This window comes from Clostridium sp. BNL1100 (genome assembly GCF_000244875.1).
Taxonomy (GTDB): domain Bacteria; phylum Bacillota; class Clostridia; order Acetivibrionales; family DSM-1351; genus Ruminiclostridium.
In genome coordinates this window covers 821,519-844,799 of sequence record NC_016791.1, presented here as the reverse complement: position 1 = coordinate 844,799, position 23,281 = coordinate 821,519, and the positions used below count along the sequence as shown (strand labels likewise).

Annotated in this window: 20 protein-coding genes; 3 read left to right on the top strand and 17 right to left on the bottom strand. The window is 37.4% G+C overall.

What is annotated here, in order from left to right:
* Positions 1-2: 2 nt before the first annotated feature.
* From CLO1100_RS03675 to CLO1100_RS03655, 5 genes are all read right to left on the bottom strand, one after another.
* Positions 3-632, bottom strand: a complete 630-nt coding sequence (locus CLO1100_RS03675) for a GerMN domain-containing protein (RefSeq protein ID WP_014312414.1) — start codon at positions 630-632, stop codon at positions 3-5.
* Between the two features lie 53 nt (positions 633-685).
* Entirely contained in the window at positions 686-1,444 is a 759-nt protein-coding gene (locus CLO1100_RS03670) for an acyl-ACP thioesterase domain-containing protein (protein ID WP_014312413.1), read from the bottom strand.
* A 24-nt stretch (positions 1,445-1,468) separates the two neighbouring features.
* Positions 1,469-2,038 carry a signal peptidase I gene (gene lepB / locus CLO1100_RS03665; protein WP_014312412.1) on the bottom strand — a complete coding sequence of 190 codons (570 nt, stop codon included), beginning with the start codon at positions 2,036-2,038 and terminating at the stop codon, positions 1,469-1,471.
* 269 nt (positions 2,039-2,307) lie between these two features.
* Positions 2,308-4,125 carry a PQQ-binding-like beta-propeller repeat protein gene (locus CLO1100_RS03660; protein WP_014312411.1) on the bottom strand — a complete coding sequence of 606 codons (1,818 nt, stop codon included), beginning with the start codon at positions 4,123-4,125 and terminating at the stop codon, positions 2,308-2,310.
* Positions 4,126-4,148: 23 nt separating this feature from the next.
* On the bottom strand, positions 4,149-5,966 hold the full coding sequence (locus CLO1100_RS03655) for a PQQ-binding-like beta-propeller repeat protein (protein ID WP_014312410.1): 1,818 nt from the start codon (positions 5,964-5,966) through the stop codon (positions 4,149-4,151).
* A 275-nt stretch (positions 5,967-6,241) separates the two neighbouring features.
* Here CLO1100_RS03655 and CLO1100_RS03650 point away from each other — a divergent pair, with 275 nt between their 5' ends.
* Both CLO1100_RS03650 and CLO1100_RS21210 read left to right on the top strand, forming a co-directional pair.
* A complete protein-coding gene (locus CLO1100_RS03650; RefSeq protein WP_014312409.1) occupies positions 6,242-8,872 on the top strand; it encodes a cation-translocating P-type ATPase in 2,631 nt (876 codons plus the stop codon).
* Between the two features lie 38 nt (positions 8,873-8,910).
* Complete coding sequence (locus CLO1100_RS21210) at positions 8,911-9,039, top strand: hypothetical protein (protein WP_014312408.1); 129 nt, start codon at positions 8,911-8,913, stop codon at positions 9,037-9,039.
* Between the two features lie 63 nt (positions 9,040-9,102).
* Here the strand turns inward: CLO1100_RS21210 and CLO1100_RS03645 are convergent, their stop codons facing one another.
* The 3 genes from CLO1100_RS03645 to CLO1100_RS03635 are packed head-to-tail and all read right to left on the bottom strand — an operon-like array spanning position 9,103 to position 12,582.
* The gene (locus CLO1100_RS03645) at positions 9,103-10,827 is read right to left on the bottom strand and encodes an NADH-dependent [FeFe] hydrogenase, group A6 (protein ID WP_014312407.1); all 1,725 of its coding nucleotides are present in this window, start codon (positions 10,825-10,827) and stop codon (positions 9,103-9,105) included.
* 2 nt (positions 10,828-10,829) lie between these two features.
* Positions 10,830-12,119: an NADH-ubiquinone oxidoreductase-F iron-sulfur binding region domain-containing protein gene (locus CLO1100_RS03640; protein ID WP_014312406.1), complete on the bottom strand. Its 1,290-nt coding sequence runs from the start codon at positions 12,117-12,119 to the stop codon at positions 10,830-10,832.
* A complete protein-coding gene (locus CLO1100_RS03635; RefSeq protein WP_014312405.1) occupies positions 12,112-12,582 on the bottom strand; it encodes an NAD(P)H-dependent oxidoreductase subunit E in 471 nt (156 codons plus the stop codon). The genes CLO1100_RS03640 and CLO1100_RS03635 overlap by 8 nt, the downstream gene beginning before the upstream one ends.
* 320 nt (positions 12,583-12,902) lie before the next feature.
* Between CLO1100_RS03635 and CLO1100_RS03630 the strand changes: the two genes are divergently transcribed.
* Positions 12,903-13,109 carry a hypothetical protein gene (locus CLO1100_RS03630; RefSeq protein WP_014312404.1) on the top strand — a complete coding sequence of 69 codons (207 nt, stop codon included), beginning with the start codon at positions 12,903-12,905 and terminating at the stop codon, positions 13,107-13,109.
* A gap of 45 nt (positions 13,110-13,154) precedes the next feature.
* On the opposite strand, the gene CLO1100_RS03625 is transcribed toward CLO1100_RS03630, so the two are convergent.
* The 9 genes from CLO1100_RS03625 to CLO1100_RS03590 all read right to left on the bottom strand — a co-directional run bounded on the left by CLO1100_RS03625 (position 13,155) and on the right by CLO1100_RS03590 (position 23,253).
* The gene (locus CLO1100_RS03625) at positions 13,155-15,020 is read right to left on the bottom strand and encodes a MutS family DNA mismatch repair protein (protein ID WP_014312403.1); all 1,866 of its coding nucleotides are present in this window, start codon (positions 15,018-15,020) and stop codon (positions 13,155-13,157) included.
* Between the two features lie 85 nt (positions 15,021-15,105).
* Positions 15,106-16,446: a HAMP domain-containing sensor histidine kinase gene (locus tag CLO1100_RS03620; RefSeq protein ID WP_014312402.1), complete on the bottom strand. Its 1,341-nt coding sequence runs from the start codon at positions 16,444-16,446 to the stop codon at positions 15,106-15,108.
* A gap of 27 nt (positions 16,447-16,473) precedes the next feature.
* Positions 16,474-17,094: a response regulator transcription factor gene (locus tag CLO1100_RS03615; protein ID WP_014312401.1), complete on the bottom strand. Its 621-nt coding sequence runs from the start codon at positions 17,092-17,094 to the stop codon at positions 16,474-16,476.
* Between the two features lie 184 nt (positions 17,095-17,278).
* Complete coding sequence (locus tag CLO1100_RS03610) at positions 17,279-17,575, bottom strand: peptide maturation system acyl carrier-related protein (RefSeq protein ID WP_014312400.1); 297 nt, start codon at positions 17,573-17,575, stop codon at positions 17,279-17,281.
* Positions 17,576-17,591: 16 nt separating this feature from the next.
* Positions 17,592-18,719 (bottom strand): TIGR04066 family peptide maturation system protein, encoded by a 1,128-nt coding sequence (locus CLO1100_RS03605; protein ID WP_014312399.1) that lies wholly within the window; start codon positions 18,717-18,719, stop codon positions 17,592-17,594.
* A gap of 1 nt (position 18,720) precedes the next feature.
* Positions 18,721-20,178, bottom strand: a complete 1,458-nt coding sequence (gene ccpM / locus CLO1100_RS03600; RefSeq protein ID WP_014312398.1) for a Cys-rich peptide radical SAM maturase CcpM — start codon at positions 20,176-20,178, stop codon at positions 18,721-18,723.
* 133 nt (positions 20,179-20,311) lie between these two features.
* Complete coding sequence (locus CLO1100_RS20620) at positions 20,312-20,467, bottom strand: CLI_3235 family bacteriocin precursor (RefSeq protein WP_083826358.1); 156 nt, start codon at positions 20,465-20,467, stop codon at positions 20,312-20,314.
* Between the two features lie 289 nt (positions 20,468-20,756).
* Complete coding sequence (locus CLO1100_RS03595; protein WP_014312397.1) at positions 20,757-21,542, bottom strand: inositol monophosphatase family protein; 786 nt, start codon at positions 21,540-21,542, stop codon at positions 20,757-20,759.
* Entirely contained in the window at positions 21,535-23,253 is a 1,719-nt protein-coding gene (locus CLO1100_RS03590) for an AMP-binding protein (protein WP_014312396.1), read from the bottom strand. The genes CLO1100_RS03595 and CLO1100_RS03590 overlap by 8 nt, the downstream gene beginning before the upstream one ends.
* Between the last annotated feature and the right edge of the window lie 28 nt (positions 23,254-23,281).

The following is a 23,281-nucleotide window of genomic DNA, read 5'->3' as shown; positions in this document are numbered from 1 at the left end:
AACTAAAATTCCAAAGTCTTTCCCGGATTATCTGACGGGTTGAAAGTGTACTTTTTACCCTCCTCAGGTCTAATAAAAGTACCGTTAAAGCTGAAATGATCAGACTCAATACCTGCTTCTCCGTCCATAGTAACCTGCATTTGTTCAACCCCCGGAAGATTCAGTACTGTCATTGCAAGTATGTTGGTATGGGTTATACCTCCTGCGCTCCCCGAATTAAACTTTTTCACAGTCTCTTTGGGCAAATCAATGGTAATATTCTTTCCATCCAAAACGGCCTTGTTTATTTTTATGTCGGTAGAAGACAAAACATTATTTATTGCAGATGTTAAATCATCATCATACAATTTTTTATCAATAGTGATATTACGGATTTCCTTTGGTTTGTCATAATCATCAGCATCATAATAATAAAGTTTGAGTTCCATTGTTTCAGTAACTGAAGTTGTTTGTGATGCGGTAGGTTGTGACACAGTAGTTTGTGATGCAGTTGTTGATGAATTAGATGCCGTACTTGAAGATACTGAAGGTTCCTTTGACTGACCTACAACATATACAAGCAAAATTACTAAAATTACTATAAAGCAAAAAAGAACAGCCAAAATAGTTTTTAGTTTCTTTGAATTATTCATATAAACGACCTCCCCGGATTTAAAAGTAATTTACTAGTTATATTTGTACTGTCTTATTGCACCTGAATGTATGCTTGAAAATGAACCTTACCGTCCGTTTCATTTATTCCTTCAATATACACTTTCTTGTTGCTGCCGTCTATCTCCGAAGTATCCTTGTACAAGGAAATAGTATCTCCTGCAACTGCTTCGTTTACATAATTTATCTGAATCGATTTGACACTATACTTTCCGTGCTTATCTATGGAAAAACAGTCTAATAAATAGTCTATGTATTTTGCATTATTTACGTGACCGTTAATATCAAGGTCACTGAAACCTACAAGTTTTTTGTAAACTGAATGCAACTCTCCTGTCGGTTTCAACTTTTCAAATTTTCTGTCTATTGCTTTTGATTCTAGGAATTCCGGATGCTGTGGCGGAATCATGGAATCAATTTTAACCATCTGACGCTTCTGCAAATCCAGTATAACCCAGCTTGAAATTGCACTGACAAGAATATTGCCGTTCATATCCCTCACGATAAAATTTCTTTCTATCATCATTTTCTTAGGTGATACCGGCCATGTCTCAATTGAAATATCTTCATTAATACCGGGCATCCTGTTAATATCCAGCATCATTCGAATCATTACCCACGCCACACCATATTCATTTTGTAATTTACCTATACCAAGGTTTGCACTCTCGGAATGGAGGCCTGCAATATTCTGAAAGTAGTTAAAAAGATAACTGAGTTTTAGTCTATTAAAATAATCTGCATCGCCATAATCAACATGATAGTTCTTTTTGTATATCGAAAGCGGGTTCATAAGTCCTCCAAGTTTTGTTATGTATTAGCCTAGTTTGAATAAATATTTACCCACTACATGGTCAAGGGGTACAGGGCCTATGATTCTGCTGTCCTTACTTTCATTTCTGTTGTCCCCCATTACAAATACGGCATTATCGGGAACCTTTATTGTATTTTCCGATTGATAAAGCATTGGCTCTCTTATGTATGGTTCTTCAAGCGGTATACCGTTACGGATAACTTTTCCGTCCTTAAACTGCAATTCGTCTCCGGCCTTACCTATAACTCTCTTAACCCAGAATACCTGCTGAGTATTATCAGTAAACCTTGATACAAGTATATTGTATTTGAGAGGATCTATAACGTTGTCCCAAAAGGTTCTTTTTCTGTCTACTCTGCTGTCAATTATAACGATGTCTCCGTATTTTGGTTTACTGTGGAATATATTCTGAGTCTTATTAATTATTATTTTTTCCTTATCATGCAAAGTATTATCCATTGAATGTCCGTCTACGCTGGTTGGCTGAAATATAAAAATTATAACTATCAATGCCAAAACCACAGACCCCAGTATTGTTCCCACCCAGCCTAATAATTCTTTCAAAATTTTCATCTCCAAAATATCTCCCTCATTTGTTTTCTTTTGAGTTTTCATGCCTCTGATTTACTAAATTTACCTAATTATAATATATTTGTGTAACATTTTATAGACAAAATTTATTAACTTTTCCTTAATTATTTATAGTATTTATAATTATACGATATTAAAGACGTATAAGTCTGAAACAGCAGTATTCCTTTGCATCCCTCAATTAACATAATTGCCTGGATCAGCATTTTACAAGGAGATGCTATAAATCCAAGCAATTATTTAGTACGTTATTATTTTACCTTTATTCCAAATATCTTTTTTGCATAGCTTCCTACAACGATAGTATCATTGTAAATGGCAGGGGAGGATTCAACATTTCCCTCTAAAGATACCGAGTCAAGGGTTTTTCCGTCCATAGGATCAACCAGACGCATGTACCCAGCATAATCAGTATAAACCAAATAGGTTTTGCCATCAGAGCTTTTGAAGTCAACGGGAGAACACCAACTATATGCAGTCAGCTTTTTGTTCCATATTTCCTCACCGGTCTTTTTATCAAGAGCAATCATGTTTCCGTCAGTATTGGAACCAGTAAAGCAAACATTGAATATCACCATATCGCTTATATCGTCTTTACCAAGTACAGGAGTTCCCAGTGAACCGCCGTTTATATAGTAGTTGTAAACGCACTTGTAATCTTTCTGCCAGACAAGCTCACCTGTTTTTGCATTTATTTTTCTTATATTGCAATCAGCAAACTTGTTTTTACCGTTTTCACCACGCTTGTCAACCTGATTTGCAGTATATAAGAATACCCCGTCCTTTGTTTCTTCTATTACAATCGAACTGTCGGTATCATCACCTGTTTCATATATCCATACAGGCTTCATGGTATTCAAGTCAAGGCATTGTAGTGTACCGCCGTTATCACAGAAATACATATAGTTTTTATAAACTGCGGGTGAATTTTCTATACCCTGTTCGTCATTATAAGGACTTCTGTAACGGTACTTAGTTATTTGCGGTGCTACTGAAAGGGTTCCCGCTGCCTTATCGAATTTTGTATTCATTTTGACCTTGTATACAAGTCCGTTTTCACCGCAGTCAAGAAGTGTGTCTGTCTTTTTATCCAAGATTGCAGAAGAATCGTTGGCCCCCCAACCTCTGAATGCAACCTGATCTCTGCCGAATATGGAGTACATTTCCTTCTGGTTCAGAAGATTAAAAATTCTGTATTTGTATTCGCTATATTTTCCACCGTTGTCATTTATCCCCATTCCAGTGTAAAGAATCGGATAGCCTCTTGGGTCAATCATGCCTGTTCCTTTTATTGGATAACCTATTTTTATAGGATTTCTGGTGGGCTTACCTGTTTCAAGGTCAAGGAAATATATGTTCCCATCCAATGTAGGGTATATAACCTCTACAAGATCCTTAGACTTCATATCACTGTTAATATTCATCAGCTTTCTCACGTCTTCAGACCAATGAACAATAAGGGGTTGCCCTGTCCAGCCTGTTCCCGGCCAAAAGCTGCCTTCACCTGAGATAGCCCCAAGTCCGGTTTTTTTCCACACTATCTCAAGCTTTTTCTGACTTACAGTACGTGTTCCAAATGATGCATTATCTCTATAATTGTTTCCTCTGAACGTTGTTATACCTTCAAGGTCTGAATATGTATCAGACGAACCAAAGCTGATTTTATTCTTGTTTTTTACTGTATATTCTTTCAAAGGGGTATTGTTTCTGAATATCCAGCTTTGCATTTTAGTTCCGTTTTTTAAAACATTATCAAATGCATATTCTGCAAAAGCCTTTGCACCGTCAAAAGTTGATTCTGTAGTCCATGAGGTCTTCAACTTGCTTTGGTCTGTTATTTCTGTAGGCATCGGGTCAGCTACAGGCTCGGGCTCAGTTTCTTCAACCTCGTTCTGACTTCCGCTTGCATTAGTATTTACAGCATAGGAAGCTTTACTATTTCCTAATTTTCCCGAATTACTCATTTTGCTTAATCCAATCATGACACCTGTTGTTATCAATGATAGTATTAAAATAGTCAGTATTACTTTAAGTCTGTTGGTTGCCCTTCTTCTTTTATATCTAGTCATTCTCAATTTACTCCCTGATAATTTTACTTGATTTTTACTCCGTATATTTTCTTTGCATAGGTACCTACTACCGCCATATCATTGTATACTGACGGTGATGCCTCAACATTCCCTCCAACTGAGATTTTATCCAAATCCTCACCTGTTTTCGGGTCTATCAAATGCATATATCCTTTAAAGTCACAAAGCAGCATATAGGTCTTTCCGTCTTTGGACATAAAATCTACAGGAGAACTCCAACTGTATGCGTCCAACTGTCTTTTCCAAACCTCTTTACCTGTCTTCTTATCCAGTGCAACAAGGGTTCCGTCACTTGTAGAGCCTGTCAGTGCTACATTGAATATGACAATATCGCTTATATCATTTTTCCCTAACACCGGAGTTGCCAACGCTCCTCCGTTTATATAATTCTGATAAACACAGGAATAGTCCTTCTGCCATACAAGCTCTCCAGTCATGGCATTAATCTTTCTTATGTTGCAGTTTGCTTTGGCTCCGGATTTTCCTCGTTTGTCAATCTCATTTGCAGTGTATAGGAATACTCCTTCGTCAGTTTCTTCCAAAGTAATGGAACTGTCGGTGTCATCACCTGACCTATAAATCCAAACAGGTTCAAGTTTATTGATGTCCAAGCATTGTATCGTTCCTCCGTTATCAGCAAAATACATGAGGTTCCTGTAAACTGCAGGTGAGTTTTCTATTCCCTGTTCGGAGCTGTAGCTACTCTTGTAACGGTATTTTGTTATTGTAGGATTAATTGAAATTGTTCCTGCTTCCTTATTAAACTTTGTATTAAGCTTTGCCTTGTAAACGAGACCATTTTCACCACAGTCAATAAGTGTATCGGTGTACCTGTTCAGCAGCGCAGAGGAATCGTTAGCTCCCCACTGCCTGAATGCAACGGGGTCATTTCCCGGCATTGAAAATATCTCCTTTTGGTGAATCAAATCAAATATCCTGTATTTGAAAGTACCTTTTCTGCCGTCATTCTCGTTTAGTCCCTGTCCTGTATAGAATAACGGGTAGCCCCTCGGGTCAACCATACCTGTTCCTTTAACGGTAAACCCTATATTCATTCTGGGTCTGGATTCTTTTCCTGTCTCCATGTCAAGGAAATATACATGTCCGTCAAATACCGGATAAATTACTTCAACAAGATCCTTGTCCTTTAAAGCATTATTTATGTTCATTACTTTTCGAACATCCTGCGACCAGTGAGCCAGAAGCGGTTGTCCTGTCCAGCCTGCGCCCGGCCAGTAGCTTCCTACTCCCGAAACAGCTCCAATGTCATGTGTCCACACTATCTCAAGCTTTTTTTCCTTAACATCAGCTTTTCCCCATGAAGGAGCTGTCCTATAGTTATTTCCTCTGAATGTGGTAACACCTTCAAGTTCCGAGTACATTTCAGGAGAACCAAATGCAAGGTTGTAAGACGGATTGTAGCCTGATGTTACCTTGTTGCTTACAAGTCTCCAGTATCTTATATTTCCGTCCTTAAATGTTTTCTTTATTGAACCGTCCCCCATTGCAGCCTTGGATATAAAGCTTGCCGGGTTCTTCCATGAAATCAGAAGATCAACAGGGTTGGTGCTTTCAGCCGGTTGCTGGGCTTTATCTGTTTCCTCAGTAGGAGTATTTCCAGTGGCAGTCCCTGTAGAAACCGATACAGTCGCAGTTGCAGTTGTCTCGGTGGCTGTCTGCGGTGTTTTATTTGAACCTTTTGGTGGAAGCTTCCCGATATAAACCAGGTATATTGCTATCATAGCTACTAATAAAGCAAATAAAGCAACAACTAACGCGGGAAGCAGCTTATTAACATTTCTTCCTCTTTTTCTGCTCATTTTCTATCTCCATTTTAAATTACTATTTTGGCCACATTTGGCAACTCATCATATCCTACTTATTATATCAGACTGATAAAAATAATTATATTTCTTTTTGTTAAAAATGTTGTAACCTTTGTATCATACATTTGTTAAATTTTCCATATTATCTATATCTTAATTTTGCCAATTTCTTTAGAATACAATCCATTTAAATAGCAGAAATTAATTATATATATGGACAATTTTGCTTAACCTATTTATAATTAGTAAAAATATCAAAGGGGGAGCTTATGAATAATTACTACAACCTGTCGACTGATGAAGTTTTGAAAAAACTTAACACCAGTATGGAAGGAATATCCGATAAAGAATTAGACCGACTTAGAGGCCAATACGGATTTAACGAACTAAAAGCTGAGAATAAAGCAGGATTCTTTAAAGTTTTTTTTAGTCAGTTTAAAGATTTTCTGGTAATAATCCTTCTTATTGCGGGTATTATTTCTCTGTTTCTCAAAGATTATGAAAGTGCTATAGTAATCTTTGCAGTAACCATACTTAACTCCATTTTAGGCACGGTACAGCATTTTAAGGCCGAAAAATCCCTTGACAGCTTAAAAACACTTTCATCTCCCATAGCCAAGGTCGTAAGGAATAGTGAAAAAATTGAAATACCGTCCCGTGAAGTTTTGGTAGGAGATATACTTCTTCTTGAAGCAGGCGACTATGTAAGCGCAGACGGAAGAATCCTAGAAAATTACAGTCTTCAGGTTAATGAAAGCTCTCTTACAGGAGAATCTGAGAGTGTACTAAAAGAATCGGAAGTTATCAAAGACACCGATATTGCTATTGGTGACAGAAAGAACATGGTGTTTACAGGCAGCCTTATTACTTACGGTAGGGCCGTTGTGGCAGTAACAGATATCGGAATGTCAACAGAGCTTGGCAAAATCGCACATTTAATGGAATCGGCTCAAAGCAAGGAAACTCCACTTCAGATAAGTCTCGATAAATTCGGTAAAAAGCTTGCCGTTGCCATACTTATACTTTGCGGAATAATTTTTGCAACAAATGTTTTAAGAGGCTACTCAATTATTGATTCCTTCATGTTTGCAATAGCACTGGCTGTTGCTGCCATACCTGAGGCACTGAGTTCCATTGTTACTATTGTGCTTGCAATAGGTACGCAGAAAATGGCCAAAGAAAATGCAATTATAAGAAAACTTCACTCTGTAGAAAGCCTTGGAAGCGTTTCTGTAATTTGCTCCGACAAAACAGGTACACTGACACAAAACAAAATGGTTGCAGAAAAGGTATTCGTTGGTTCAAAGATTCTGGAATCCAGCGGCCTTTCAATGGAGGATACTCTTCAAAGAACTATTGTAAAGATGAGTGCTTTGGCAAGCGATGCCACTATAACAGGAGATAAGGGCGTTGGCGACCCCACTGAGCTGGCTTTTATTAAGCTTGCAAATAATTACGGCTATGAAGAAGAAGACCTTCGCAAGGAATACCCAAGACTTTCTGAAGTCCCTTTTGATTCAGACAGAAAGCTTATGAGTACTTTTCATAACATTGAAGGACAGTACATGATGTTTACAAAGGGTGCTCCCGATATTATCCTCAGCAGAGTAAGTAATATTGCCGAAGAAAATGGAGAAAGGCCCATATCCCAGAATGATATAGAAATGTTAGAAGGGATAAACAGGGACTTTTCCAACGAAGGTTTAAGAGTCCTTGCCTTTGCATATAAAAAGTTTGATTCTCAGACAAATATTTCTATTGAAGACGAAAGGTATCTTACTTTTGTGGGTTTAATTGCAATGATTGATCCTCCCCGTGAGGAATCAAAGCTTGCAGTTGCTGACTGTATTAAAGCCGGAATTAAACCTGTAATGATAACGGGTGACCACAAAATCACAGCCTCTGCAATAGCCAGACAAATCGGTATAATGGCAGAAAACGGAAGAGCTGTAGAAGGTACTGAAGTTGAAAAGATGTCAGATGAAGAATTGAGAAATAATGTTGAAGATATTTCTGTTTATGCCCGTGTCTCCCCTGAACACAAAATAAGAATAGTTAAGGCATGGCAGGACAAGGGAAACGTTGTTGCAATGACCGGAGACGGAGTAAATGATGCTCCTGCCCTGAAACAGGCAGACATTGGTGTAGCGATGGGAAAAGTCGGTACTGAGGTAGCAAAGGATGCAGCATCCATGATTCTTGTAGACGACAATTTCGCTACTATTGTTAAGGCAGTATCAAACGGACGAAGCATTTATACAAATATTAAAAATTCCATAAAGTTCTTGCTTTCAGGAAATACAGCCGGAATACTTGCTGTTCTGTATACGTCCATTCTGGCACTTCCACTACCCTTTACAGCAATGCATTTATTGTTTATAAACCTCCTTACAGATTCAATGCCCGCTATAGCCCTTGGGTTGGAGCCTTACAGAAAAGATGTGCTGAATTCCAAACCTCGTGATATTAACGAACCTCTGTTAAACAAAGGCTTTCTGTTCCATGTTCTTTTCGAAGGTGCGGTTATTGCCGCCAGTACTCTTGCAGCGTTTTACTACGGGTTAAGCAAAGGTGATGCCACCCTTGCAAGCACCATGGCTTTTGCTGTTCTGGCCTTATCACGAATGATTCATGGCTTCAACTGCCGCTCCAAGTACCCAATATATAAAGTCGGAATTTTTTCAAATAAATTTCTCTGGGGTGCTTTGCTTATAGGAGTTGCATTGCTGGGATTGGTACTTTGGGTTCCATTGCTCCAAAGCCTCTTTACAATCAATCCAGATGTGTTGCAAAATCTGGGAATAATTGTTCTTCTGGCATTAGTTCCGCTGGTTGTCATTCAAATTTATAAAGCTATAAGAACGGGTATGAATAGTAATAGTAAAATGACCAAACAATAAAGCTGTACATCAATATCAGTCAGGGAGGTTATTGCTATATGGGAAAAAATAAAAGTACAAAATCAGATGGTGTAGAATATTTTGCTGATACACAAAACTTGGAAACCCAAAAACGCATATCCAAAGGGAACATTAAAAAGTCAGTTTTGGAGACTAAAACTAAATAAATACTTTGCATTTAAAAAGACGCTGTCGGAATAAACCAACAGCGTCTTTTCTATTTAAATAAATTATCTTGCTGTATAATGTGTGTGAAGCAGCTTGTGAGCCTTGTGTCCGCCCGCTTCTCCAAGGTACTCTGAGTATAATTTCTGTATCTCAGGGTTTTCATGTGACTTTCTCTTTTCACATGATGCATCTATATCATAAAGGCCCTTGATTCTTGCAGTTTTAACAGCATCTGTAGTTGATTTATCCTTGATGATTGGCTGTCCACCACCATTGATACATCCGCCTTCGCAACCCATTACTTCTATGAAGTGATAGTTTGCTTCACCTGCTCTTATTTTATCAAGAAGCTTTGATGCATTTCCTGTACCGTTTGCAACAGCTACCTTTATCTCCATATCTGCGATATTTACAGTAGCTTCCTTGATTCCATCCAAACCTCTTACGGCAGTGTACTCAATGCAATCAAGTGATTTTCCCGTAAGCTTGTCAGCTACTGTACGAAGAGCAGCTTCCATAACTCCTCCGGTATTACCGAATATGGTTCCTGCACCGGAGTATGTTCCAAGGATACTATCCTGCTTACTGTTTTCCAGTTCTGCAAATTTGATTCCTGCCTGTCTTATCATTTTTGCAAGTTCTCTTGTAGTAATAACCGCATCAATATCCTTTAGTCCGTCAACGCTCATTTCTTCCCTGTCTGCTTCATACTTCTTTGCAGTACATGGCATTACTGATACAACAAATACGCTCTTAGGGTCAACATCAGCCTTAACAGGATAGTAGGATTTAGCAATTGCACCGAACATTTGTTGCGGTGATTTGCAGGATGAAAGATTTTCTATAAAATCATGGTAGTTATGCTCACAGTATTTAATCCATCCGGGTGAACAGGATGTAATCAATGGGAGTTTTCCACCGTTTTTAATTCTGTCTATAAGCTCGTTGCCTTCTTCTATTATTGTCAGGTCGGCACTGAAGTTGGTATCAAATACCTTGTTGAAGCCCAATCTTCTAAGTGCTGTAACCATTTTACCCTCAACATTTGTTCCCGGTGCGAATCCGAATTCTTCACCAAGAGCAACTCTGACAGCTGGAGCAGTCTGAACAACAACGTGAAGTTCAGGATTTTCGAGAGCCTTCCATACCTTTTCAGTATCGTCTCTCTCCTGTAATGCTCCAACAGGACATATCTTGATACACTGGCCGCAGTTTATACATTCCTGACTTGCAAGACCTTCTTCATATGCAGTTGTAACTGTCATATGTGCTCCACGGAAAGCAAAGTCGATAGCGCTTACGTCCTGTATCTTTGAACAGACACTTACACATCTTCCGCAAAGAACGCACTTGTTAGGATCTCTTACGATAGGGCCGGAAGTATCAAGACATCCCTTGTCAACCTTTCCCTCATAAGGAATTGCATCTATTCCGTTGTCATTGCATAGTGTCTGAAGCTCACACTTCAAGTTTCTTGGACATGAAAGACATTCTCTGTTATGGTTTGCCATAATCAGCTCAAGTATGTTCTTTCTTGCTTCCCGTACTGTGCTTGTAGCAGTTTTTACAACGATACCCTCAGATACCTTAGTTACACATGCAGGATGAAGACCTCTCCAACCTTCAACCTCAACGACACAAACCCTGCATGAACCGGGCTCGTTTACACCCTTCATGAAACATAAAGTCGGAATATCTATATTCAGCTGTTTTGCAGCTTCAAGAATTGTAGTGTTCTTTGGAACAGAAACATCAAATCCGTCTATTTTTAAATTAATCATATCCATAATTATTTACCTGCCTTTCCAGACATGCTGCACACTCCGGCTCTACATTTTCCGTTGATATGCTCCAAAAATTCTTCTTCAAAATATTTAACCAGTGTTATCAATGGCATTGGAGCACTTTGTCCCAATCCGCAGAAACTTGTTGTCTTCATAGTTTGTGCAAGACTCTTCATTTTATTAAAATCAGCCATGGTTGCAGTTCCTTCTGTCATCTTGTCGAGAATTTCAACCAATCTGTGATTTCCTTCTCTACAAGGTGTACATTTTCCGCAGGATTCCTCCTCAAAGAACTCCATAACTGTTTTCAGGTAATCTACTGCACAATGAGTGTCATCTACTACAAGTACTGCACCTGAACCCAATGAAAAACCTGCTTTTTTCAAATCATAATAGCATATCTTTGTGTCAACCATGCTTTCTGGGAAACAACTTCCTGACGAACCGCCAAGGTGAACAAATTTCAGTTTGCGTCCATCTTTCATTCCTCCGCCCAGTTTGAATATAAGTTCTCTCAAAGTTGTTCCGAAAGGTATTTCGTAAACTCCTCTGTTGTTAACATTACCTGACAAGCACATTAATTTTGTTCCGCCGCTGAACTCAGTTCCCATTGAACTGAATTTCTCTCCGCCATCCTTTATTATCCATGGAATACATGAATATGTCTCAACGTTGTTCAGTATTGTCGGCATTTGATACAAACCGCAGTTCTTGATATAAGGCGGCTTTTGTCTTGGTCTTCCTGTCTTACCTTCGATTGATTCAACCAAAGCGGTATTTTCACCGCAAACATATGCACCTGCACCTGAAACAACCTTTAATTCAAAATCAAACCCTTCTCTACCTAAAATATTCTTACCCAAATATCCTGCTTTTTTTGCATTTTCTATAGCACTTTTCACGATTTTCTGAATAGCGGCATATTCGCCTCTGATATAGATATATCCTTCCTTAGCGCCCATTATATACGCACCTATGGTCATACCTTCAATTAGTTCAAACGGGTCTTCAGACAATATATGTTTATCCTTAAATGTACCGGGTTCACCTTCATCGGCATTACAGACCATGTATTTAGGTCCTCTTTGAATTGCATATGCCTGCTCCCACTTAATTCCGGTAGGATAGGCAGCTCCGCCTCTTCCAAAAAGGTTTGCTTTCTTTATTTCTTCTATTGCGTCAAGGTGTTCCATTGACATTGTTTTTTTCAAGCCTTCATATCCACCGGCCTGAATATATTCTTCAATGCTGTCGGGTTTGATTTTCCCAAATCTTGCGCTTAGTACCTTATCCATTATGTTGGCCCTCCCTGTAAGAGTCTACTATCTCTGACAACTTCTCAGATGTGAGATTACCATAAACTTTTTCACCTATCTTGATAGCAGGAGCTACGTCACATGCACCAAAACAGCTTGACTGAATCAATGTAAAAACTCCGTCCCCAGTCGTCTCACCCGGTTTTAAGCCAAGTTTTTCTTCAAGAAGCTTCAATACATTTTTTGCACCGGAAACATGACATGGTCCGCTTTTACAGACTTCAACCAGATACCTGCCTCTAGGCTCGGTGCCAAACATAGAATAAAAAGTAATTACACTATATACCCTACTAACAGGCATATCCATTGCTTCTGCTACAAATACAACCCATTCATGGGGCAGGGAATTTGTCCCCGACATATTTTGCAGTTCTAACATCACTTGAATAAGATTGTCTTTTGAATTGCCGTAGCGATTCAATATCTCCTTAACCTTCTCCATTTTTTGCCCTCCCGCGGGCCATAACGACCCCTCATATAAAATTAATTCTCCCCTTGCCCTAATGACAAATAAGGAACAAAGTACCAACCCTATAAGTACATTGTATACAATTTAAAATCTTTTACCGTATCTTTAATACGCACTATCAATATATCCATTAATATTGTAATTACTGTAATTTGTATTGTCAATCAAAGTTTGATATTTTTTTCACAGAATTTTATTACAAATTGAAAATAATTTTTGTATACCCTAAGAATTCTTTACATATGGTCTATTATGTATTAAAATTAATACATAACATAACGGGAGTGATGGAAATGTCTGACTTTAAAACAACGGGCTATAAGAATTCTAATTCACACCATTGCAAATGCTGCACCTGCATGGAAGGCTATCCAAAGAAATGTGATTGCGGCGGTTTGATTCATGTTGAGAAAACCGAAAGTGATAATTTTGGCTCACTGTTGGTTTTCAGATGTGACAATTGTAATTTTGTTTTTGATATTCAGGAAGAAGAGTATTAAAGGACTGCATAAGCTTTGCAGTCCTTTTACGTTACTTGGTTTATACTATTCTATATTAACTCCGGCCATTTTCATTAGATAAATAGCGTTTCTTGTATCTGATACACCTTTTCTTAGCTTATAATCAAAGTATATCTGATTATCTTTGTAATACTCTTTAAAGTGGTAGTTTCTTATACGACCTTTACTCTCATTTTCCATATCTGCAAGTTCAAGATCGTGGGTAGAAACAAGTCCCCAGGCCCCTTTTTTATCTAACTGGTTTATTAGCATTTTAGCACCGGTATGTCTGTCTGCTGAGTTTGTTCCCTTAAAAATTTCATCCAGAAGAAAGAATACCTTTTCTCCCCTTTCTACTGCTTCAACAATCATTTTTACTCTCAGCAATTCGGCATAGAATGAGGAAACACTTTGTCCTAGATTGTCACTGGTTCTCATACATGCATATACCTTCATTACAGGGCAGGTAAAAGATTCTGCACAGATTGGCAGGCCAAGATACGACAATACAAGGCTCATACCTACAGTCCTTAAAAATGTACTTTTGCCTGACATATTAGAACCGGTTATAAGTAGTATTGGTTCTTTTGAATTTATTATTATATCATTGCATTCTCTGGCCTTTGTCAGTAACGGGTGTCCTAGATGTAAAGCTTCTATCCGAGGGGTATTTTCCTCACATATATGGGGCATTATGTATTCAGGATTATCATGGCACATCAAGGATAGGCTGCATAAGGCTTCAACCTCTCCGATTGTGTCAAACCACCTTTCAACATGTTTACCTCCGCTTTTTTTCCAGTTTTCAAGAGCTGCCAGGCAGTGAAAATCCCATAGCACGGCAGTATTTACAAAGATATGCATCAGGTTGTACCTGTTTGCAATAAGCTCCCATATCTTTGATAGTTTTTCAATCTGTTTCCATGCAGGATTTCCGTAATCATCCTTCAATCTGTTTTTTAAGTTATTTATATAAGTACTTGAAAACTTCTCGGTTTCAAATTTCTTCAATATGCTTTTATATATTTTAAGTGTGTCGGAGTACTTTTCTACCAACTCAAAGCTCTTATTTCTGTTTTCCGCTCTGAACCCAATCATAATGAACTGTAAAAGATAAAGCACTATCGGTACATAAACCGGCACAATTTTTAATATACCAAGTATAAGCATGCAGAATGAAAGAACAGGAAGTCCGAATATAAATAGCTTAAATTTAGGCGATGTATACAGGCTTTTTTCTTCCTTTGCCCATGAGTAAACATCATCCAACTTGTTCATAGTATCCAGAAGAGTTTTCTTTCTTTTTCTATCACTGTCGTTATTGTCAGTCAGTATTGTGTTCTTGTTAAGGGTTAAGCCGTTTGAAAATAGCCTGTGTCTGAAAATTAGCTTTTTGGCCAACTCCTGTAAGGCTTCCTGCCTTATATATATATCTTCCTTTTTCTCAAGTGGGTTTTGAAGCATTTCGGCCAGCTTCTGCCTTCCGGAGTATGTTGCTGTCATATTCAGCATCTGGAAAAGGGAGCCTTTCCCAAATATATCAAGATCATAGGTGTAATTGTTCTGAGGATTTACAAATTCTTCACCTTCATCAAGGAACTCATTCCACTCACCTTTAACTCTTTTCAGGCACATTTGGTTTATCTGATACATTGCATTAAAGTAGTTTTTATTTTTTATAAATGTGTTGTGAATCGCAGAAAGATAAACGAACAATCCCCCAAAAAGCAATGCTATTGCAGCCATTAGTATATATAGCTTTAAGAAAAAGAAAACTGCAACCCCTATCAAACCCGCAAAAAATACTAACAGCTTGTAATTACCTGTATTACTGCTTCTTGCGGTGTATAATTCAAGCTTTCTTTTATAAACATCTACTCTTTTTTTGTACTTTTCTTCCGGTGTTCTCATCGTCAGCCTCCATAATCTGCGGCTATCAAATAGCCTTTACTGAATATGATACCAATCCCTGTTTAAAAATTCCATAACATAATTGTTAATGATAAGGAAATTTCAAATATATCGTTGTTCCGGCTCCCGGCTTACTTTGAATCTCCATTAGCCCATTATGCTTTTGCATGACATTATAGCAGAAGGATAACCCTAGCCCGAAATTGGACTCCCCTTTTTTAGTTGTAAAAAATGGTTGAACTACCTTATGCAAATTCTCATTTTCAATACCTTCACCCGTATCCGTTACAGCTATTGTGTAATATCTACCGTCTATATAAACGCATATTGATAAGCTATCTCCCAGCTTTGAGGCTTCGACTGAGTTCATAAATATATTTACAAGTACCTCTTTTACATTTTTTCTGTCCATTGATATGCTTGTATCCCTGGAATAGTTCTTTATGATACGTATATTTTTTACATCAGTAAAAGGTTTTACCATACCAAGGGAATCCTCAATTAACGAGGCAATGTTTCCCATATTTTTTTCAAGCCTTATCTCGGCAACGTGGTCTTTAATCTTTTTTACCATATCAAGGACATACTGACTTGAGTCTAGTATTATATCCGCATTCTTTTCTATTCTGTTAATATCATTTTTCGGAATTGTCTTAATATTCTGCGCACACATGGATATTTTACTTAATTCGTTTTTCAAAGTATGGCTCAAAATCAAGGTTCCCGAGGATAGCATCATGATACTGTTAAAAGGATCGTATTTTTCAAAATTCAGCTTGACACCCAGTATCCCGTAACGTGAACTAAGAATCACAAATGCGATAAGCAAGGCAAATATAACAAAAGGATTACGTTCAGCATGACCTAATTTGACTCTCAGGACGGGAAATAGATGGCAGGAAATATACCCGTATACTGATCCTACAAAAACTGTAACACATGTAGAAAGTTTTTGACGTTTGATGGCAGGAACCTTTTCATTAAAAAATGACTTTATTAAAATATAGTTTGCTATAATAAAATATGGAGTCACCCAGAATATAAGAAAGATATGGTATTCATATGAAGGATTGATTAATCCGAACGATAAAATAGTTATCGTGGGAGGAATAAGCAATGCCATCTCGCATATTATTTTACCCACAGGATGCCGGACCAAAAACTGTCCTGAATAACTCCTGCTGAACATTATTAAAAAATATGGTACAAAACAATAGGATACCGACAGGAAAAGTGATGATAATAGTTTGTAGATACTTGTAACCACTAAACTGCTACTGCTAATATTATTCAAGAATCTTCCCAGAACCCCTCCACCTAAAATATATCCAAGCAGGCATATCCATCTGAGAGGCCGGTATTTTGAACCTGCAACTAATATCAGTGTTGAAAGGCCCCAGACGATTATAGTGGCTATAATATGCATATTTACCCTCCTTGGAAATATCTGTACTCAGATGAAACCCTTTTGATGTACCTTTTTTATTGCCTGTCCTACTCTATTTACGCCCATCTTTTTCAATATGCTCTTTATCTGAGTCTTTATAGTATTTTCAGACTTGTACAATTCGTTTTGAATTTTGCTTCTTGAATAACCGTTTTCTAAAAGGTGGAATACCTCTTTTTCAGAACCTGTTAAGGGTTTGAGCTGTTCTTCTTCTTTTAATCTTGAATACTCCTTTAAAAGCACTTCATAAGGAGAATTGCCGACTTTGGCAGAACGGATTGCATCTGCCAGATGCGTGTAATTTTCCTTGGACAAAAAATTTATTGCCCCCGCTGTAAACGAATTGAGCACAATTTCCTCTTCACTGAGACATGTCAGCATAAGAATCTTGGTATCTATTTCTGCAATAATTTCAGCCGCTGCATAAATCCCGTCGCATTTATTTCCACTGAGGTTAATATCCATTACTATAACATCCGGGTGAATCATGGTCGCAGTTTTTATGGCACTTTCCCTGTCATTAGCTGTTGCCTCCAGATAAATATCATCCTTTGCCAGCAAATAATCCTCAATTGCGGTTACCCAATCAATATCGTCTTCAACAAGCATCGTTCTGATTTTATTCATAATGAATGCTCCTATGTTTCTTATATTATTGAAATACAATTTTTTACATTATATCATATATTAACCAAATATAGCCAGTTTTTAAAAAACAAAAAGAAGCAGAACAACTGCTTCCTGAATGCATCAATTGGATATTAATTTTCAGCAAAAAGAATATAATCTCATAACGATTAACAATTTATTGTTAGGATACCTTTTTTCCTTCTACTTCGGATTCTTTTTCTTTTAACTCATTACTAATCATATAAACAATATTGTTTAGACTGCTGAATTTTTCGCTAATAATATGTTCCTGAGATATCTTTATATCAAATTCCTTTTCAATATCACAATGCAGATATAGCAAATCTCTGGGAGCCAGCCTCATTTTACTACCCAGAAAATGCTCCTCCTGCATATCTTCCCATCGCTCTGTCAGGTTCATATCAAACCTGCTCTCAAATATTTTTAATAATTTCTCCTTTATAACCTCAGTATTCATTTTATCGTGCCCTCCCTCATACGCATTGAGCATTACCATAATCAGCAAGCTTATTAATAATATGTTCAGACATATTCCCAGCGCTATCAGTATTCTGTGCATTAAAAACAGGTAAATCTGATTCAGCATACTTTATTATTTTTTCACCAATGAATGTGGAATCGAGAGTTGTATATATGATTTTATTTTCTTGCTTTGAATTCGTCCAATCAAACATTACATTTGAAATGTTGTAGCAGCTTACCTCAAAGCCAAGCTTATATTTAACCAAATCTGACAGACCTTTAAAGTAGTTATTATCATACTCCGCGTAATGACAGCTGAATATGGCACTATCGGATGGTAGAGCCTGGGAAACTTCGTAGGCAAGAATACCAAATTTGTTTGTAAGTCTATTATTAAAAGGCATGATTCCTCCCGGAATTCCTATAATAATTACATCCGGATGCTCCTCATCCTCTATTTTTTTAATCAGATGGTTAAAGAATACAATCTTATTTGTCTCCGGAAATGTACCGTTAAACATGAATTCAGGGAAAGAATGAAACCCCAGTAATTCACAATACCCTCTTGTTCCTATCTGACTTACCCTGTAGCCCTCATTGCAAAACTTCTCCCTAAGAGAAAGCTGAATCTCAAACTTGCTTGTCCTTTCGCCAATCCCAAGAACAAAAACAACAGGAGTATTGATGTTGTAAAGGAATTCGTTTTCAACATTTATTACGGGAAATTTCCTATGCTCTTCCGGATAATTAAAATATTTAAAGTTAACTCCTGCCTCCTTACACTTTTTTGATATTGTATTAAAATCTGCATCTCTTAATTGTGTGGTAATTATTATATCTTTTCCATGATCCACTGCTGAAAATACTTTTGGCATCATATACTTTTGGAAGTCCAGATACTTTTCTGAATCTACAATCATAACGATATCACATAGCTCCAATGCCTCATCAAAGTCGGCAGTGACATTTATGCCTATACGACCGCTTTTGTCCGCATCTCCGGCATCCCTACCCGTAAGTCCCCAACCTCCGGGCGATACCAGAGATGTTATTTCAAAGCTATCTAAAAATTGTTTATGCCTTAATAAAGGGGTAAAACCAGAGTCATATGGATATATAAGTACTTTTTGATTTTTCATGCTATCCCTCCAATACATAATAACTATTATTCTCTTCAAAGCTGTGACCGAATTCAATAAGCGTGCAGTAGTCCTTCAAGGCTTCCTCCTGTGTAGCTCTGACAGCATTACAGTGTTTTGATTTCATTTCAGCGGATAAGCCCTCCATATCATCAGCACTGGCTGCACATAAAGTACAAAACCTGAAAGCCCAGCAGTTAATGCAGCTTTTTTCGGTTATTTTTCCTATATTCAGTATTTTACGGATTTTTTCATAATCAAACCCCATATCGACATGCCCGATTCGCATTACTTCAGAGCTTTCACTTACCCTCTCGCAAGGATAAAAGTTTCCATTTACATCCATAAAAAGTCTCTGAGCACCTGGAACACATGGTCCGCTATGATGTGTTTTGTCTGGTAATTTTTTTGTGTATAGTCGTTCTTTAGAAAAACTTGTTTTAACCCTATTATATGTACCAGTGACAAGCTTTGAGACGATCCTCTTATCAAGCTTACCAACCTTATTAAGATATAGTTTAAAGACTTCATATTTGAATTTAATATCAAAGGTATCTGAAGATTGGTATTGCTTTTTTAAATAATTTACAGATATATCAGACGTATTTAAGGTTAAATCAGTAAAAATATCATCTGAGTTAAAGAATTCATTCATACACGAAAAATCATTCTTTCTGTCCATAACAACGTTAAATCTGACTTTTTTAAAATACTCGGGATAGCTTTCTCTAAAGATTTCAAGGTTTTTATTTACTTTGTCAAAGGTTCCACAACCGCCGGCTGCAAATTTCCTGTTCAGATCATGGATCTCCTTCGGACCATCAAGACTTATAATGATAAGGAAATCATGCATACTAAGGAAGTCCAATATTTCTTTGGTAAAAAGGGTACCGTTAGTGGTCATACCAAAGGTAATTTTTTTGCCTCCATAATTATCTAATGTATAGTTTACACATTTTTTTATCAACTCAAATTCAAGAAGGGGTTCTCCACCATAAAACCCTACATTAACCATATCCACATCCTTGGAATGACTTATTAAAAAATCTATTCCCTTTTTTGCCGTTTCAAAGCTCATACGGGCATTAGCATGTCCCCTATTCACATAGTCTCCAGAATATGCACAGTATTCACATCTCAGATTGCATTGCTGTGTCACCTGCAGAGTTATCATTTTTATTTTACTGGCAAGATTTTGCTCAAGTAAAGAATCCTCCGGGTGAATTATCTCTTTTACCTTATTTGAAGAAAGAAGGCCCTTCTCTTTCATCTTATCTATTAAAATATCATATTCATTATTTCCTGAACTTTCTCCAATGTTAATTTCATTACCCCTATTTAAACTTAAATAATTATACACTGATTCCTGTGTTTTAATAATACGATTAGTATTAATATCATATATGTAATACCCTCCGGGAGTTTTAAAAAGGTGAATAAAAGGTGTATCCCTCTCCATGTGGACCCCTCCTTGAATATTTATATTTTAAAATGTCATTTATACCCCAAATTTCAGAATTATATGATATAACCGAAACGTTGTACGTTTCGGTTATATCATATATATTTATAAATAGACTAAAACTCACAAACTATCTATTGTAGTAAGCGAGCGTATAAGTATATTGTGACATGTAAGTTCCATAACTATAATTTGGCTCTTCATTACAGTAACACCCGCATCCGCAAGACGTATACGCCTCAACACTTCTTTCAACCTGATTTAGCTTCTTACCAAGTTTCCTCATATTTTCACCCCCTTTGTTTTTCTGCCCCGGCAGAAGCTCGCGAAATTCTTCTGCTTTAGGCTGTTTATAATCCTGATATCCCCGGAGTAAATCACAGGATTCAAGTTTAAACTTGTTCAAAGTTAACTTTGGTAACCTTTATATTCAATATAATAGTGAATTTTTTCCAATACAGGTAGGGTGATTTTTTATCACCCTACCTGTATTGCATTAAGGGCTATATAAATTTTTCAGCACCGAAAAAACACCGGGCCAATTTTTGACCCGGTGTAATCTTCATGTTATATATCTATTTCATCGCTTCTATTAATTCCTTATGTATAAGCCCATTTGTAGCAATTGCGGGGCTTTTTGAAATATAGGTTAAATCCTTGCCCTGCCAATCGGTTATACTACCGCCTGCCTCTTTCAGAATTATGGATGCTCCTGCATAATCCCAAGGCTGTAATTCCATTTCAAAATACCCATCAGTACGTCCGGCAGCTACATTACATATATCAAGAGCAGCAGAACCGCTCCTTCGGATATCTCTGCATTTTCCAAACACTTTCTTAGTTATTCTGAACGTCTCATCCGCCTTTCCTCTGTCGTAGGGTGAAGTTCCGAAGGACAAAAGACTGTCTGAAAGACTCCCGTTTGAAGTTACCCCGATTTTCTTATCATTTATGAATGCTCCCTTACCCTTTTGAGCCGTATACATTTCATTTAAAAAAGGATTATATACTATTCCTGCATAGGGAATACCATCCACCACCAATCCAAGAGCTATGGCAGAACATTTATACCCGTACATCAGGTTTGTAGTTCCGTCAACTGGGTCAAGTATCCATGTGTATTTTTCTAGGGTAAATTTATTATCTGCCGTTTCCTCAGCAATTATATTACTCTCAGGAAGTAATTTAATCAACTTACCGAATAGTATCTCCTGAACCTTCAAATCTATTTCAGTAACAAAATTAGCCGTACCATTCTTTGTAATGACTTTCTTGTCATCCATACTTTGCAGCAAAAGTTCTCCCGCCTCACGAACCATTTTTACAGCATCACTTATTGCTGTTTCTATTATATTACTCACCTTTATTCAGCTCCTGATACCTCTTTATTTTTTTAGTTGTAGTTTTCTCAAACTCTGTATCCCTGAGAGTAAACTCTTTTACATATTTATATGTTACCAGTTCCTTATTAATCCGTTTAATTTCTTGGTTTATAACAGCTTCAGCATCACTGCTGCCAAGTACACCGTTTTTAAAGTCCTCTTCAATCTTTTCTCTTTCAGGCACAATCTGGGCACATACAACTACATCATCATTATCATTTTTTCCAAAAACCAGAGATTCCTTTATATAGTCACTTCTGTTAAGGAGCGTTTCAATTTCTTCAGGATAAACGTTTTTACCGTTTTTTGTTATGATTACATTTTTCATTCTGCCGGTAATATGAATAAATCCGTCGGAATCCAGATATCCCATATCTCCCGTATAAAACCAGTCGTCTCTTATTACTTCATCCGTAGCCTCTTTGTTCTCGTAGTAGCCCAGCATTACGCTTGGCCCGGAAACCTTTATTTCTCCTACTCCCTCGGCATTCGGTTTATCTATTACCACCTTTAATCCGGGCAAAGGTAATCCTGCAGCATCATCCTTAAACCAGCAGTCTCTGTTTAAACCCACAATAGGTGCACACTCTGTAAGACCATATCCCTGAACAAGCTGTATTCCAATATTTCTGAAACCCTTTGATACTTCCGGGTCAATAGCAGCTGCTCCGCTGATGAACAGTCTCAAATGTCCTCCCAATGCTTGATGAATTTCTGCAAAAAGCTTCCTCCTCACATCAATTCCCAACTTACTAAGAGCATTGCTGAGCTTAATTCCAAACTTTAATTTTTTTGCCCCTCCAGGCTTTTTGGAAACCTGATGCATCAATTGTTTATATATAGACTCAAAAACCAACGGTACACCATTCATTACCGTACACTTTGATTCGCTGAGATTTTTGACAATATGGCGGAGACCTTCGCAAAATGCAACCGTACATCCCCTGTACATCTGACACAGGAAGCCACAGGTACATTCGTATGTATGATGTGCAGGTAAAACAGAAAGAAAAACATCCTTTTCATCTATATAAAGCATAGAACACATAGCCATCAGGTTTTCTGCAATATTCCTGTGAGACAGCATAACAGCCTTTGACTTGTCAGTTGTACCTGATGTAAACAACAAGATATTCATTTTCTCATTGTCTATAACAGCATCCAGAAAATCTCTGTTTCCATTCCTTATAAGGTCATATCCCTTTTCAAGTAATCGGCCATATGACATCTGTCCGTCTGCATCCTCATCAATATCCATGTTTATATAATATTTACAGGTAGTGATATTCTTTAGAATACTCAATATGTTTTTTGACACAGAACCTGAAAAAATTATAGCATCCGCATGGCTTCGTAAAAGACAGTTTTCAATCTCGTTTTGCGGCAACTCCTTATCCAAGGGCACAATAATGCCTGTACCATTACACACACCTAAATAAGTAGTGGCCCACTCATATCTGTTTTCACCAATCAAGGCAATCTTTTTGTCTTTCAATCCCAGACTCATAAGTGCAGTTCCAAGTGCATCAATATCGTCCTTGTACTTTTTAAAAGTAATCGGAGTATATACAGAGTTTCCTTTTTGTTTAACCAGAAAAGCAGGCTTGGAGCCGTACAGGCTTGCACTTTGCTCTATCATGTCTTTAAGATTTGATATTTTTCTTACTTCGTATAATGGTTTGCTTTTCACTATGCTACCTTCTCCCGGATTTTTTATG